The organism is Pseudomonas sp. PSE1(2024) (assembly GCF_050990555.1).
In the GTDB taxonomy this organism is placed as follows: domain Bacteria; phylum Pseudomonadota; class Gammaproteobacteria; order Pseudomonadales; family Pseudomonadaceae; genus Aquipseudomonas; species Aquipseudomonas aphyarum.
In genome coordinates, this window is the sequence record NZ_CP158967.1 from 5,916,976 (window position 1) to 5,931,293 (window position 14,318).

Consider the following 14,318-nt stretch of genomic DNA (forward strand, 5'->3'; position numbering starts at 1 on the left):
GGCGAACGGGCACCTGGCCTCCGGGAAATCCCGACGGCAGTACAACGGTTTAGGCAGGAATCAAGCGCTACAGGCGGGCGTGCTGATTGGCGGCACGACGCAACGTGCGCTTTCGCGGCGAAGGTGCCGGCAGCGCGCGGAGCGTGCAGGGACTGAGGGGTAAGCGGTGTGGCTGGGTATCCATCACGCGTTCTCCCTGAACCAGATGTGGATAAGTGACGGCTGTCCTTGTGCCATTGCAGTGAAGACAGGCACCGGATCGAAGTCAAGGCAGCCTCTTAGAACTGTATGAAATCTGATCAATTGCCTTTTGGACTAAGCCCGCCGGGGGCTGCAGAGTTTGGCGAACAAGTTATCCACATAGACACCCACAGCTAATGGGGACAACTGTGGATGACCTGGAAAAATAATCGGGATTTTGCGAAGAAAAACCGTGACTTATCCAGAAGCAGGGTTTTCATTAGCGATTGATTGTTTTTTGATCAACACTCTATACGGCACGGATTACGTGGCTTGCAGAGGATGGCGAACACCTTATCCACAGAAGCGCCAACAGAGTTCGGGGGTAACTTGTCGGGTGCTGTGGAAAAGCGCTGGAGGCGTTGATAATTCGGGGTTTGCGTGGGGATTGGTGGGTTAAAAGGCTGAATTGAGCGTTTTTTGATCAGGTCTTTGTAAGCCACGGTTTATATGGCTCTTAGCGGATAGCGAACATCTTATCCACAGAAGCGCCAACAGAGATTGGGGGCAAGTCTGGGAATTGTTCTGGGGAAAAAGCTCGTAAAAACCGAGAGTTAGGCTGGTTGTTTTTTGATCTGGGGGCTGGAGGGCTTGATTGGCGTGGGATTCAGGGAGGGGCGAACACGTTATCCACAGATCCGCCAACAGGGATTGTGGGTAAAGCGCCCTCTCCCGAAGGGAGAGGGTCAACAAAGGTTTCAGCGGACAACACCTTCTTCGATCAACAACTTCAAAATCGCTTCAGCCCCGGCCTGCGCCGTCACGCCCTTGAGCACTTGCCCCCCGCCCCCACTGGCCTTGGCCGTAGCCGCCTTCATCCGGTCAGCCCCGCTCTTGGCCTTGATCACCTTCAAGCGTTTCGGCCGGGGCTTGGCCGGTTGCAGGGTCGCCACCGCGAGCAATTCGTCGTCGACCACTTCCACATCCCCAGCTTGGAGAACGCCACGCCGGGCCGGGCCGTAAGCACTTTGCCGAGGCTTGGGCGCAGCGTTATCCACAGTCGCCAGAAACGGCAGGCGCACTTTCAACCGGCGGCGCTGCCCACGAGGCAACGCTTGCAGCACCAGCGCAGAACCGTCGTTGATCGACTCGACCTGCGCCAGACCCACCACCAGCGGCCAACCCAGCCCTTCGGCCAGCAGGAACGGCAGCATCCCCGAACCCTCGCCGGTTTCCGCCTGGCTGCCGGTCAACACGACCTGTGCGCCGGCATCACGCAGATACTCGGTCAACGCCGGCAACGCGTCGGCACCGGCCGGTTGTTCCAGCACATGCATCTGCGCAAGCCCCATGCCCAGATAGGCGCGCAGCGCCGGTTCCGCGATATCGCCGGCGTGCAGCACTTGCAGGTTATCCCCTGCCAGTTGCAGGCCGAGTTCCACCGCGCGGGCGTCCTGATCGGCGCGGCGCGGGCGGCCGGAGGTCGGGTGGGCGCCGATTGAAACCAGACTGATGATCTTTGTGCTCATAACCGTTCCTTAAGCCGCATCGCGCTTGGCTTCGTTGCGGTAAGCCTCTACCGCCGCGATCAAGGCCTGAAGAATTTCCGCGCTTTCGCCGATCACCGACAGGTCGGCACGCTTGATCATGTCGCAACCCGGATCGAGGTTGATCGCCACCACCTTGTCGCAGGCACCGATGCCTTGCAGGTGCTGGATCGCCCCGGAAATCCCCACGGCCACGTAAACCCGCGCGGTGACCCAGGTGCCGGACGCGCCGACCTGACGGTCGCGGGCCATGAAGCCATCGTCCACCGCCACCCGCGAAGCGCCTTCGGTGGCACCGAGGGCGCCGGCGGTCCTGTGGAAAAGCTCCCAGTCCTTGACCCCGTTGCCGCCGGAGAAAATGAACTCGGCTTCGGCCATCGGAATCGCTGCAGGATCCACCGCCACGGCGCCCAGATCCTCGATCCGCGACAGGCTGCGCGCGACAGGTGTGGATAACTCCACCGGCAGCGCTTCGTGACGGGTTTCGCTGACCGGTTCCGCGCATTCGGCGGACGCCAGAATCAAACGCGCCACCGGGCGGGCAAGATCCTGCAACCCGGCACCGGCGCGGCCGATGCACTCCTGATCCTTGACCTGCCACACCCGCGTCGCCGGGCGCTCGCCCAGTGCAGCAGCAAAGCGTCGACCGAGTTCGCCGCCACCGCTGCGGCTGTCCGGCAGCAGCCAGTGACGCGGGTTGAACTGGTTATCCACAGCCCGCAGGCCCTGGATCCGTTGTTCCGGTGCATAACCACTGAATTCTTCACCTTCCAGCACCAGCAAGCGGTCAACGCCTGCGGTGGCGAAAGCGTTTTCCTTGTGCTCGCCGAACACCACAGCCAATACCGCGCCGTCGCTGCCGGCCAGTTGATGAGCAAGGCCAAGCAGATCGCGGTCGTGGCTGCTCAAGCGGCCGCCGACCATGTCCGGCACCACGCTGATATAGAACGCCGGGGCCGGCACCTGATGCAGCGGCAATTGCACTTCGACCGCAGCCGAGCGCTTGACCGCCCCGCCCTGCTGGGCGCCGCTACGGTCGATGCGCTTGAGGCCGTTCGGCCCGATGAAACCGATGCCGTGCAGGTTCTTGCGGATGATCCCGTTAGGGCCCATCCAGCTGTGTTGCGCCGGTTGCATGGCCGCGTGCAGCGGGTGCAGGCGGTTGCGTGCGATCCATTCGGCGCGGGGGTCGCGGCGGATAATGTCGCTCATCAGTGGGCCTCCGCAGGTTCACGTTTGGCCGGGGTGGCAGGCTTGTTCGGCGCGGCGTCTTCGAGCAGCGCGTCGGCCACCAGTTCGGCGATGTCCTTGATCAGCGGACGCGGTTCGACCACGCCTTCGAGCATCGCCGTGCACTGTGGACAACCGACGGCCACCAGTTCGGCACCGGTCTCGCGGATGTCCTCCATGCGCATGTCGGGGATCCGCTGCTTGCCCGGAATGTCGGTGATCGGCGCCCCGCCACCGCCGCCGCAGCAGCGTGAACGGAAGCCGGAACGTTGCATTTCCTTGATCTCGATGCCGAGGGCGCGCAGCACTTCGCGCGGCGCCTCGTACTCGCCGTTGTAGCGACCGAGGTAGCACGGATCGTGATAAGTCACGCTGTTGCCTTTGTGCTGACCGAGGTTCAGCGCGCCGGCCTGGATGATTTCCGCCAGGTAAGTGCTGTGGTGCTGCACGAGGTAGTTGCCGTCGAACGCGCCGTACTCGTTTTTCAGCACGTGGAAACTGTGCGGATCGCAGGTGACGATGCGGTTGAAGCTGTATTTGGCCAGGGTCTGGATATTGCGTTTGGCGAGCAGTTGGAAAGTCGCTTCGTCACCCAGACGTCGGGCCACGTCGCCGCTGTCGCGTTCTTCCAGACCGAGCACCGCGAAGTCGACCTTGGCCGCTTTCAGCACTTTGACGAAGGCACGCAAGGTGCGCTGGTTGCGCATGTCGAAGGCACCGTCGCCAACCCAGAACAGCACGTCGGTGGACTTCTTCTCGCTGAGCAGATTGAGGTTCAGGTCCGCCGCCCAGTTCATCCGCCCGCCCGGAGCGAAACCGCCAGGGTTGTCGGTGGCAATCAGGTTTTCCAGGACTTCGGCGCCCTTGTTCGGGGTCGCGCCTTTTTCCAGGGTCAGATGACGGCGCATGTCGACGATGGCATCAACGTGCTCGATCATCATCGGGCATTCCTCGACGCAGGCGCGGCAGGTGGTGCACGACCACAGGGTTTCGGCATCGACCAGACCGTTGACGATCGGTTGATGCGGATTACCGCTGTGTTCACCCACTGGTTTGCCCGGATACGGGCTGCCGGCGAACTTGGCGTCGGTGCCGCCAGCGAGGCCGACGACCATGTCCTGAATCAGCTTTTTCGGGTTCAGCGGCTGGCCGGCGGCGAACGCCGGGCACGCGGCTTCGCACTTGCCGCACTGCACGCAGGCGTCGAAACCGAGCAACTGGTTCCAGGTGAAATCCTTGGGTTTCTCCACGCCCAGTGGCGCGGTCGGATCATTCAGGTCCAGCGGTTTCAAACCGGTGGAACGGCCGCCACCAAAACGTTCGGCGCGACGGTGCCAAGCCAGGTGCAGGGCACCGGCGAAGGCGTGCTTCATCGGGCCGCCCCAGGTCATGCCGAAGAACAGCTCCGACACGCCCCACAGCACGCCAATCCCGAGAATCGCTGCCAGCACCCAGCCGCCGAAGTTCTCCGGCAGGATCCCGGCCACCGGCAAAGTCACCAGGAAGAACGAGGCCGAGAACGCCAGCAGGCTTTTCGGCAGGCGCATCCACGGGCCTTTCGACAGCCGCGACGGCGGGTTGAGCCGGCGCCGATAAACGAAGATCGCGCCGACAAACATCACCGCCGTCATCAGCAGCAACGCGTAGCCGAGGATCCGGTTATGCAGGCCGAAACCGTGCACCAGAATCGCCAGCACGATCGACGCCACCGCCCCGCCCGCCGTGGCGACGTGGGTGTTGGCGATGTATTTGTCCCGCGCCACCACGTGGTGCAGATCGACCATGTAACGCTTGGGCATGGCGAACAGGCCGCCGATCAGATCGACCTTCGAGGCCCGGCCCCGACGCCACATGGCCACCCGCCGCAACGCACCCAGCACCGCAAGGGCCAGGGCTGCGAACAACAGGATTGGAAGAAGGGTGTTCAACATGGTGAAGCTCCCACCAGTACAGCCTGGAGAAACACGTGACGATCGTTCCCACGCTCTGCGTGGGAATGCCTCAATGGACGCTCTGCGTCCGCTTTGGGACGCGGAGCGTCCCGGGCTGCATTCCCACGCAGAGCGTGGGAACGATCAGTCCATCAGCGTTTAGAAGTCTTTGCACAACCGCAGGGCGTCATAGATCGCAGCATGGGTATTACGCTGCGCCACGCAGTCACCGATGCGGAACAGCAAGTAACCGTCGCCGGTGCTGCTCAACGAAGGTTGCGGCTGGATCGCGAACAGCGCCTCGACGTCGATCTGGCCCTTGTTGCGCGAGCCGTCCTTGAGGGCGTAGTAGATTTCTTCATCCGGGCGCACGCCGTTCTCGACGACCACCTGATCCACCACCCGCTCCTCTTTGGCGCCGGTGTATTCGTTCTCCAGCACGGCGACGAGTTTGTCGCCTTCGCGGTAGACCTTCTCCAGCATCATGTCGCCGGTCATGATCACTTCTTTCGGGTACATGCTGCGGTAGTAGGTCGGGAACGACGTACCGCCGATGGCCACGCCCGGTTTGATGTCGTCGGTGACGATCTCGACCTGGCTGCCCTTGTCGGCGAGGAAGTCGGCCACCGACATCCCGGTGAACTCGCAGATGGTGTCGTAGACCAGCACGTTCTTGCCCGGCGCAACCTTGCCGTCGAGCACGTCCCAGCTGCTGACGACCAGCCCTTCGGCGGCGCCCCAGTGTTCGTTCTGCTCCAGATACGGATGACCGCCGACGGCCAGCACCACGATGTCCGGGCGCAGGTCCATGATGGTGTCGGCATCGACGGCAGTGCCCAGACGCAGGTCCACTTTCAGACGTGCCAGTTCCAGCTGGAACCAGCGGGTGATACCGGCGATCTGGTCACGCTGCGGCGCTTTCGAGGCCGTAGTGATCTGGCCGCCGATGAATTCTTTCTTCTCGAACAGGGTCACGTCGTGGCCACGTTCGGCTGCCACGCGAGCAGCTTCCATCCCCGCCGGGCCGGCACCGACGATCACCACCTTGCGTTTCGGCCCGGTGGATTTCTCGATGATGTGCGGCACGCCCATGTATTCACGGGAGGTCGCGGCGTTCTGGATACACAGCACGTCCAGACCTTGATACTGACGGTCGATGCAGTAGTTGGCGCCGACGCACTGCTTGATCTGGTCGATCTGGCCCATCTTGATCTTGGCAATCAGGTGCGGGTCGGCGATGTGGGCGCGGGTCATGCCGACCATGTCGACGTAACCACCCTCCAGAATCCGCGTGGCCTGGTTCGGGTCCTTGATGTTCTGCGCGTGCAGCACCGGAACCTTGACCACTTCCTTGATCCCGGCCGCCAGGTGCAGGAACGGCTCCGGTGGATAACTCATGTTCGGAATCACGTTGGCCAGGGTGTTGTGGGTGTCGCAACCCGAGCCGACGACGCCGATGAAATCGAGCATGCCGGTGTCGTCGTAATACTTGGCGATCTGCTTCATGTCTTCGTGGGACAGACCGTCCGGGTGGAACTCGTCGCCGCAGATACGCATGCCGACGCAGAAATCGTCACCGACCTCGGCACGCACGGCTTTCAGGACTTCCAGACCGAACTTCATCCGGCCCTCGAAAGTGCCGCCCCATTCGTCGGTACGCTTGTTGACGCGCGGGCTCCAGAACTGGTCGATCATGTGCTGGTGCACGGCTGACAGTTCGACGCCGTCCAGGCCGCCGGCCTTGGCGCGGCGCGCGGCTTGCGCGTAGTTGCCGATCACCCGCCAGATTTCTTCCGGCTCAATCGTTTTGCAAGTGGCACGGTGCACCGGTTCACGGATGCCCGACGGCGACATCAGGGTCGGCCAGTGGAAACCGTCCCAACGGGAGCGACGGCCCATGTGGGTAATCTGGATCATGATCTTGGCGCCGTGCTTGTGCATGGCGTCGGCGAGATTCTGGAAGTGCGGGATGATCCGGTCGGTGGACAGGTTCACCGAACTCCACCATTGCTGCGGGCTGTCGATCGCCACCACGGACGAACCGCCACAGATCGCCAGGCCGATGCCGCCCTTGGCTTTCTCTTCGTAATATTTGACGTACCGTTCGGTGGTCATGCCGCCGTCGGTCGCGTAGACCTCGGCGTGCGCGGTGCTGAGCACGCGGTTGCGGATGGTCAGTTTGCCGATCTGGATCGGCTGGAACATTGCTTCGAAAGCCATGGCGGGTTCCTCGACTTACAACGGCTTGACGGTGAACAGGCCGTCGTCGTGGCCTTCTTCGGAGCCACCGTAGACCTGCTCGGCCACGGTGCGGATCTTGCTGCCGCGAGCGGCGAGGATCTGGTCCATGGCACCGGCAAACCAGCCGGTGAACATGTAGTCGACCTTGCGCCCGACTTTGCCGTAGACGTAGACGAACGCCGAGTGTTCGAGCTTGACGCTGCAGGTGCCTTTATCGAGGTCGATGTCCTGGATCTTGAACAGGCCCCAGCCGCGCTGCGACAGGCGCTTCATGTAGTGCTCGAACACCGCGACGCCTTCCAGACCGTGGCACTCGGCTTCTTTTTCACACCAGTGCCAGGCGGATTTGTAGCCGGCCTTGTAGAGGATCTCGGCATAGGCGTCAGCGCCCAGTACTTCCTCGATGCCCATATGGTTGTTGACGAAGAAATGCCGTGGCACGTACAGCATCGGCAGGGCGTCGGAGGTCCAGACACCGGTCTCGCTGTCGACTTCGATTGGCAATTGCGGGGCGATCTTGGCCATGGAAACTTAACTCCAGAAAAATTTTGGTGTTGCCCCCGGCGCGGACGGCCGGGGGAAAGTATTCGGGAAGCGGCGGCTTACTCGCCCCAGACGTCTTTCAAGACGTTGACCCAGTTTTCACCCATGATCTTGCGTACCACGCGCTCGGAGTGGCCGCGCTTGAGCAGGGTTTCGGTCAGGTTCGGGAACTCGCCGACGGTGCGGATGCCCAGCGGGTTGATGATCTTGCCGAAGTTGGTCAGACGGCGGGCGTAGCCCTTGTCGTGGGTCAGGTATTCGAAGAAGTCCTGGCCGTGACCCTGGGTGAAGTCGGTGCCGATGCCGATGGCGTCTTCGCCGACGATGTTCATGGTGTATTCGATGGCTTCGGCGTAGTCGTCGATGGTCGAATCGATGCCCTTGGCGAGGAACGGAGCGAACATGGTCACGCCGACGAAACCGCCGTGGTCGGCGATGAATTTCAGCTCTTCATCGGATTTGTTGCGCGGGTGCTCTTTCAGCCCCGACGGCAGGCAGTGGGAATAGCAGACCGGTTTTTTCGATTCGAGGATGACTTCCTCGGAAGTCTTGGAGCCGACGTGGGACAGGTCGCACATGACGCCGACACGGTTCATTTCGGCGACGATTTCGCGACCGAAGCCCGACAGGCCGCCGTCACGTTCGTAGCAACCGGTGCCCACCAGGTTCTGGGTGTTGTAGCACATCTGCACGATGCCGACGCCGAGCTGCTTGAACACCTCGACGTAGCCGATCTGGTCTTCAAACGCATGGGCGTTCTGGAAGCCGAAGAGGATGCCGGTCTTGCCCTGCTCCTTGGCCTTGCGGATATCGGCGGTGGTGCGGACGGGGATCACCAGGTCGCTGTTTTCGCGAATCAGTTTCTGGCTGGCAGCGATGTTGTTGACCGTGGCCTGAAAGCCTTCCCACACCGACACGGTGCAGTTGGCCGCCGTCAGACCGCCCTTGCGCATGTCTTCGAACAGCTCGCGGTTCCATTTGGCAATGATCAGACCGTCGATAACGATGCTGTCGGCGTGTAATTCGGCTGGGCTCATCAGGCGTCCCCTTATTGGCGATTCATGCGCCGAATCGTCTGCCGGCGCTTTGGGGCCAGCATATGCCTCGGTGCGCGACCAGCCGGGTGCAAAAACGACAGGGGAATTGCCGAAAGCGTCAATCCGCGACAAAGGATCGCCAACCGGTCCGACCGGCCACCTGTTCAAGCCCGCGAGCTTGAGCCAGAATCTGCCGCATCCCGGAAACACCACTGGATTAGAGCGGCGACATCAATGAAATCGATCTTCCTGGCCCTGGCCCTGATTGCGACCGGCGTACACGCCGCCGAAGAGTCCGACAACAACCCGTGCGACGCGGTGGAAAACGACATCCAGACCCTGGAATGCTCGACCTACAGCCGCACCACCGCCGAGGACCTGCTCAAGGACAACTACGCCAGCCTGAACGAGCGCATGCAGACGGCCTACGGCAAGAACCCGGCGCAACTGGCCGACATCACCGCCAAACTCAAGGCCGCCCAGCAACAATGGCTGAAAACCCGCGACGCCGACTGCGCCGTCGAAGCCTTCCCGGCGACGGACGGCAGCAAGGCGTTCAAAATTGCGCAGAATGACTGCGTGGCGCGGATGAGTGACGAGCGGTCGGAGTTTTTGGAGTCGATCGGACAGGAGTGAGTTGAAGATGGAAAGCATGATTCCGCACGAAGTCGTTAGCCGCATCGTTGACGGCGCCCTCCCGGTTCGCGCCTGGCGCGAACATCTCAACCTGACTCAGGAAGAAGTGGCGAAACGCATGGGCATTTCGCAGCCAGCCTTCGCCCAGCAGGAAACCGTTGCAAAGCCGCGCAAGGCCACTCGCGAAAAGATTGCAGCGGCGCTTGGTATCACCGCCAACCAGCTTGAGCTGTAAGCTGCACCTCTTCAGCCAATCAAGGGATTCACATGAACATCTGCGGTATCGAAATCAAAGGCAGTGAAGCGATCATCGCCGTGGCGTCCCTCGACGGTTCGGTGCTGAGCCATGTCGCTCTGAACACCAAGAAAATCGCGCTGGACGATGACGACGAGGCGGCCAACGTGAAGCTGTTCGCCGCTCAAGTGGCGTCGTTCATACGGGAAAACTCGATTGATCGCATCGCGATAAAGAAGCGCAGCAAGAAGGGCGAGTTTGCCGGTGGGCCGACCACGTTCAAGATCGAGGGCGTGTTTCAGTTGCTGGACGGTTGCGAGGTGACGCTGCTGTCGCCGCAGACGATCAATGCCCAGGCCAAGAAGCACAACTTTGAGCTGCCGGGCACGCTGAACAAGTATCAGCATGAAGCCTACAAGGCAGCGTGCTCGGCATTGGTGAAGAAGTAACTAGCGCGCTTTGCGTGCGCTCAGCCAGTCGCCGAAGGACTTGTCTTCCAGCGCATAGCCCCCACGGCTCGACTTCCACACCAGCTCCTTGTCACGCAGGGCATCGATGCAGGCCTGAATGGTCTGGGTGCCCGGCACCACGTCGCTGCCCAGGTTTTCCAGCGCCTTGCTGACCGCCGTGAGCGTGCTGTCAGTGAACGGTGCAAAAGGCTCGTTGTTCTGTGAGCGCTCCACCATCACTTCCAGCACAGCGCGCTGAGGGATGGTCAGCGCGTTCCAGGCGCTTTCGAACTCGGTCCACACGCCTGCGCGCAACAATTCGGCACGGCTTTGCAGCAGCTGCCCCAGATTGCTGGCCTCGCCCAGTTCCAGCGCGACTTCGCCGATGATGGTGCGCAACATTTCCGGGCGCCGCCCCACCAACTCAAAGGCGTCGTCGATATCCGCCGCACTGAACTGGTTGGTCTCCGCCAGATGGGCGTTGAGGTGCAAGGTGTACGCCTGGGTGAACTCTTTTCCCAACAGCGGAAAGGGCGTGATGCTCGAGCCGAAGAACGGTTGGCTCTTGCCCAGCACCAGGTGCGCGAGTTTGTCGCGATTGGAACCGGTGAACACCAGATGCAAACCGCTGCCCTCGCCTTCACGCCCCTGGTTGAGCTGATCCCGCGCTGCCTTAAGGGCAAACATCGCGTTGATCCCCGCGGCGGTGGTGAGCGCGTGCTGGGCCTCATCGATCACCAGCACTACGGATTTTTCAGCGGCACTGTGGAGCAGTTCCAGCGCTTGCGTCAGGGTCGCGCCCGCCGGCAGTTGCGGCTTGGTGAAATCCCAGGACAAGGTGCGCAGAAAGCTGAGTTTTTCGATGCCGATATTCTTCGCCAGTTTGCGGATGCCCTTTTCAAAGGGGACCAACGCGCCTGCAATGGCACTGGCGATCAAGTCAGCAGGGTCTTTTTCCTTGTCGGCCCACAGGTCGACGTAGACCGTCAGCCAGCCTCGGGACTGGCATTCCGGGATCAGATCCTCGCGCAGAAAGGTACTTTTGCCGGTGCGACGCGGCGCTGCCAGAAAAAGGCCGGAGGTGAAATCCTGCAGGCCTGCACCCACCAGACCATCGGCAACGCTGCGGGCCAGAGCGGGGCGGCGGAAGACGAAGCCGTTGTTTCGGGACATGGTTTTACACTCAATTATTCAAACGACTGTAATTTATACCTCAAAGTATAATTAACTATAATCGTCCGTCAAACGGCCTCCCGTCGCCGATCCTCTCGCGGACACCGGGCAAACTTCGCCCGGTAGCTTCGGGTGAAATACGACGGTGATTCAAACCCGCAGGCGATGCTGACTTCGAGCACGCTCATGTCGGTCTGGCGCAACAGCTGCCGGGCCTTTTCCAGTCTCAAGCGCAGATAGAAATTGCTCGGCGTGTCGTTCAGGTGCAGGCGAAACAGGCGCTCCAGTTGCCGCCGCGTCACCTTGATCGACTCCGCCAGTTCCAGGGTGGTCAGCGGCGGTTCGCTGTGCTGCTCCATCTCGCCGATCACATGCACCAGCTTCTTGTTACTGATGCCGTAACGCGTGGCGACTTCCATGCGCTGGTGGTCCTTGCGCGGACGAATCCGCCCCAATACAAACTGCTCGCTGACCTGGATCGCCAGTTGCGGGCCGTGGGCCTGGGCGATCAGGTCGAGCATCAGGTCAATCGATGCGGTGCCGCCGGCAGACGTGATGCGTCGGCGGTCGATCTCGAACAGCTCCTGGGTGACGCTGAGCTGCGGATAAGATTCCTTGAAGGCGTCGATGGCTTCCCAGTGCAGCGTCAGGCGATGGCCATCGAGCAGGCCGGCCTCGGCGAGGACGAAGCTACCGGTGTCGATGGCGCCGAGGGTCACGCCTTCGTTGTCCAGCCGTCGCAGCCAGTGCTCCAGCGCCGGGGTGGCGAATTTCAGTGGTTCGAAACCGGCGACCACCAGCAACGTCGCCCCTTTCTTCAGCGGCTCCAGCGCCGCATCCGCGTTGACCGACATCCCGTTACTCGCCAGCACCGCCCCGCCATCGGCGCTCAAGACGTGCCAGCGGTACAACTCGCCGCGAAAGCGGTTGGCCACCCGCAGCGGTTCGATCGCAGAGATGAAGCCGATGGCGGAAAAACCCGGCATCAACAGAAAGTAGAAATCCTGGGACATGGCGCGCACTCGGTTAGCGGGTAGCGTGCAACGTTGATACGCCAGTTGTCGGCGGCATTCAAGGGGACAGGTCGCTGCAGTGCAAGAGCTGGTCGCCGCAGTGCGCTTTCAAGGGCGTACAGCTGCGTAATTTGAGCATCACCGGCGCACAGACACCGGAACCCACAATAATGACCTGCCGAGGAACCCGACATGAAACGACTGATCAGCAGCTGTGTTCTCGCACTCAGCGGTACCGCGTTTTTAAGCGCCAGCGTCATGGCGGCCGATTCCGCATCGTGTCAGAACGTGCGCATGGGCGTGGTGAACTGGACCGACGTGATCGCCACCAGTGCGATGGCCCAGGTTCTGCTCGACGGGCTCGGCTACAGCACCAAACAGACCAGCGCCTCTCAGCAAATCGTTTTCGCCGGCATCCGCGACCAGCGCCTGGATCTGTTCCTCGGCTACTGGAACCCGCTGATGACCCAGACCATCACCCCGTTCGTCGACGCCAATCAGGTCAAGGTGCTTGAAGCGCCAAGCCTCAAGGACGCCCGCGCCACCCTCGCCGTGCCGACCTACCTGGCGGACAAGGGCCTGAAAACCTTCGCCGACATCGCCAAGTTTGAAAAAGAGTTGGGCGGCAAGATCTACGGCATCGAGCCAGGCTCGGGCGCCAACACCCAGATCAAGGCGATGATCGCCAAGAATCAGTTCGGCCTTGGCAAATTCCAGCTCGTCGAATCGAGCGAGGCCGGCATGCTCGCCGCCGTCGATCGCGCAGTGCGCCGCAAGGAAGCCGTGGTGTTCTTCGGCTGGGCGCCGCACCCGATGAACGTCAATGTGCAAATGACCTATCTGACCGGCAGCGATGACGCCCTCGGGCCGAACGAAGGCATGGCCACCGTATGGACCGTGACCGCGCCGAAATACGCCGAACAATGCCCGAACGTCAGCCGCCTGCTGAGCAACCTGACGTTCACCGCCGAAGACGAGAGCCGGATGATGCAGCCGCTGCTCGATCACAAGGACGCTTTCGAATCGGCCAAACAATGGCTCAAGGATCACCCGCAGGACAAACAGCGCTGGCTCGAAGGCGTCACCACCTTCGATGGCAAACCGGCGGCTGAAAACCTCCAGCTCACCAGCAAATAAACCGTAACGAACGAACCACTTCGCAGCCCGCCACGGGCTGCGAACAGACCCATCACGCCTGAAGGAAAACGCACCATGAACCACGACGTCATCATCACCTGCGCACTCACCGGTGCTGGCGACACGACCGCCAAGAGCCCTCACGTGCCGGTCACCCCGAAACAGATCGCCGCAGCCGCAGTAGAAGCGGCCAAGGCTGGTGCCACGGTCGTGCACTGCCACGTTCGTGACCCGCAGACCGGCAAGTTCAGCCGTGACGTGGCGCTGTACCGCGAAGTCATGGAGCGCATCCGCGAAGCCGACGTCGACATCATCGTCAACCTCACCGCCGGCATGGGTGGCGACCTGGAAATCGGCCCGGGCGAGAACCCGATGGAGTTCGGCCCGAACACCGATCTGGTCGGCCCGCTGACTCGTCTGGCCCACGTCGAAGAACTGCTGCCGGAAATCTGCACCCTGGATTGCGGCACCCTGAACTTCGGCGACGGCGACACCATTTACGTCTCCACCCCGGCCCAACTGCGGGCTGGCGCGAAGCGCATCACCGAGCTGGGCGTGAAGGCGGAGCTGGAGATTTTCGACACCGGGCACCTGTGGTTCGCCAAACAGATGATCAAGGAAGGCCTGCTGGACAATCCGCTGTTCCAGCTGTGCCTGGGCATCCCGTGGGGCGCGCCGGCCGACACCACCACCATGAAAGCCATGGTCGACAACCTGCCTGCCGACGCGGTGTGGGCCGGCTTCGGCATCGGCCGGATGCAGATGCCGATGGCCGCGCAAGCGGTGCTGCTTGGCGGCAACGTGCGGGTCGGTCTGGAAGACAACCTGTGGCTGGACAAAGGTGTGCTGGCGACCAACGGCCAACTGGTCGAGCGCGCCACTGAGATCCTCAGCCGCCTCGGCGCCCGCGTGCTGACCCCGGCTGAAGGTCGCAGGAAGATGGGCCTGACCCAGCGCGGCTGAAAT

12 protein-coding genes and 1 pseudogene are annotated in these 14,318 nt (G+C 61.9%); 5 read left to right on the top strand and 8 right to left on the bottom strand.

The genetic code is table 11. The features are described 5' to 3' along the window. Positions 1-938: 938 nt before the first annotated feature. The 6 genes from ABTV87_RS26960 to ABTV87_RS26985 all read right to left on the bottom strand — a co-directional run bounded on the left by ABTV87_RS26960 (position 939) and on the right by ABTV87_RS26985 (position 8,709). A complete protein-coding gene (locus ABTV87_RS26960) occupies positions 939-1,709 on the bottom strand; it encodes an electron transfer flavoprotein subunit beta (RefSeq protein ID WP_085608913.1) in 771 nt (256 codons plus the stop codon). Between the two features lie 9 nt (positions 1,710-1,718). Beyond that, on the bottom strand, positions 1,719-2,939 hold the full coding sequence (locus ABTV87_RS26965) for an electron transfer flavoprotein subunit alpha/FixB family protein (RefSeq protein ID WP_258712474.1): 1,221 nt from the start codon (positions 2,937-2,939) through the stop codon (positions 1,719-1,721). Beyond that, positions 2,939-4,888, bottom strand: coding sequence for a dimethylglycine demethylation protein DgcB (gene dgcB / locus ABTV87_RS26970; protein WP_074692124.1), 1,950 nt, complete (start codon positions 4,886-4,888; stop codon positions 2,939-2,941). The genes ABTV87_RS26965 and dgcB overlap by 1 nt, the downstream gene beginning before the upstream one ends. 159 nt (positions 4,889-5,047) lie before the next feature. Beyond that, entirely contained in the window at positions 5,048-7,108 is a 2,061-nt protein-coding gene (gene dgcA / locus ABTV87_RS26975) for a dimethylglycine demethylation protein DgcA (RefSeq protein ID WP_433898627.1), read from the bottom strand. A 15-nt stretch (positions 7,109-7,123) separates the two neighbouring features. Then, positions 7,124-7,654: a DUF5943 domain-containing protein gene (locus ABTV87_RS26980; protein WP_007959778.1), complete on the bottom strand. Its 531-nt coding sequence runs from the start codon at positions 7,652-7,654 to the stop codon at positions 7,124-7,126. A 77-nt stretch (positions 7,655-7,731) separates the two neighbouring features. Next, entirely contained in the window at positions 7,732-8,709 is a 978-nt protein-coding gene (locus ABTV87_RS26985; protein WP_007959776.1) for a dipeptidase, read from the bottom strand. Positions 8,710-8,943: 234 nt separating this feature from the next. Between ABTV87_RS26985 and ABTV87_RS26990 the strand changes: the two genes are divergently transcribed. The 3 genes and pseudogenes from ABTV87_RS26990 (at position 8,944) to ABTV87_RS27000 (ending at position 10,029) form a co-directional block, all read left to right on the top strand. Continuing rightward, entirely contained in the window at positions 8,944-9,345 is a 402-nt protein-coding gene (locus ABTV87_RS26990; protein WP_039768003.1) for a lysozyme inhibitor LprI family protein, read from the top strand. A gap of 16 nt (positions 9,346-9,361) precedes the next feature. Beyond that, a pseudogene (locus ABTV87_RS26995) lies at positions 9,362-9,580 on the top strand (helix-turn-helix domain-containing protein); the annotation flags it as partial. 32 nt (positions 9,581-9,612) lie between these two features. Further along, on the top strand, positions 9,613-10,029 hold the full coding sequence (locus ABTV87_RS27000; protein WP_258712475.1) for a DUF3010 family protein: 417 nt from the start codon (positions 9,613-9,615) through the stop codon (positions 10,027-10,029). Here the strand turns inward: ABTV87_RS27000 and ABTV87_RS27005 are convergent, their stop codons facing one another. Beyond that, on the bottom strand, positions 10,030-11,202 hold the full coding sequence (locus ABTV87_RS27005; protein WP_258712476.1) for an ATP-binding protein: 1,173 nt from the start codon (positions 11,200-11,202) through the stop codon (positions 10,030-10,032). Between the two features lie 68 nt (positions 11,203-11,270). Beyond that, positions 11,271-12,215 (bottom strand): GlxA family transcriptional regulator, encoded by a 945-nt coding sequence (locus tag ABTV87_RS27010; RefSeq protein WP_011336294.1) that lies wholly within the window; start codon positions 12,213-12,215, stop codon positions 11,271-11,273. Between the two features lie 192 nt (positions 12,216-12,407). Here ABTV87_RS27010 and choX point away from each other — a divergent pair, with 192 nt between their 5' ends. Together choX and ABTV87_RS27020 are read left to right on the top strand one after the other, a co-directional pair. Continuing rightward, a complete protein-coding gene (gene choX, locus ABTV87_RS27015; protein WP_007959767.1) occupies positions 12,408-13,352 on the top strand; it encodes a choline ABC transporter substrate-binding protein in 945 nt (314 codons plus the stop codon). Between the two features lie 75 nt (positions 13,353-13,427). Further along, a complete protein-coding gene (locus ABTV87_RS27020; RefSeq protein WP_221535768.1) occupies positions 13,428-14,315 on the top strand; it encodes a 3-keto-5-aminohexanoate cleavage protein in 888 nt (295 codons plus the stop codon). Positions 14,316-14,318: the final 3 nt, after the last annotated feature.

Bases quoted from the DNA above. Each gene is read 5' to 3' on its own strand.
- ABTV87_RS26960 (WP_085608913.1), bottom strand. From the start codon at position 1,709: ATGAGCACAAAGATCATCAGTCTGGTTTCAATCGGCGCCCACCCGACC.
- ABTV87_RS26965 (WP_258712474.1), bottom strand. From the start codon at position 2,939: ATGAGCGACATTATCCGCCGCGACCCCCGCGCCGAATGGATCGCACGC.
- dgcB (WP_074692124.1), bottom strand. From the start codon at position 4,888: ATGTTGAACACCCTTCTTCCAATCCTGTTGTTCGCAGCCCTGGCCCTT.
- dgcA (WP_433898627.1), bottom strand. From the start codon at position 7,108: ATGGCTTTCGAAGCAATGTTCCAGCCGATCCAGATCGGCAAACTGACC.
- ABTV87_RS26980 (WP_007959778.1), bottom strand. From the start codon at position 7,654: ATGGCCAAGATCGCCCCGCAATTGCCAATCGAAGTCGACAGCGAGACC.
- ABTV87_RS26985 (WP_007959776.1), bottom strand. From the start codon at position 8,709: ATGAGCCCAGCCGAATTACACGCCGACAGCATCGTTATCGACGGTCTG.
- ABTV87_RS26990 (WP_039768003.1), top strand. From the start codon at position 8,944: ATGAAATCGATCTTCCTGGCCCTGGCCCTGATTGCGACCGGCGTACAC.
- ABTV87_RS27000 (WP_258712475.1), top strand. From the start codon at position 9,613: ATGAACATCTGCGGTATCGAAATCAAAGGCAGTGAAGCGATCATCGCC.
- ABTV87_RS27005 (WP_258712476.1), bottom strand. From the start codon at position 11,202: ATGTCCCGAAACAACGGCTTCGTCTTCCGCCGCCCCGCTCTGGCCCGC.
- ABTV87_RS27010 (WP_011336294.1), bottom strand. From the start codon at position 12,215: ATGTCCCAGGATTTCTACTTTCTGTTGATGCCGGGTTTTTCCGCCATC.
- choX (WP_007959767.1), top strand. From the start codon at position 12,408: ATGAAACGACTGATCAGCAGCTGTGTTCTCGCACTCAGCGGTACCGCG.
- ABTV87_RS27020 (WP_221535768.1), top strand. From the start codon at position 13,428: ATGAACCACGACGTCATCATCACCTGCGCACTCACCGGTGCTGGCGAC.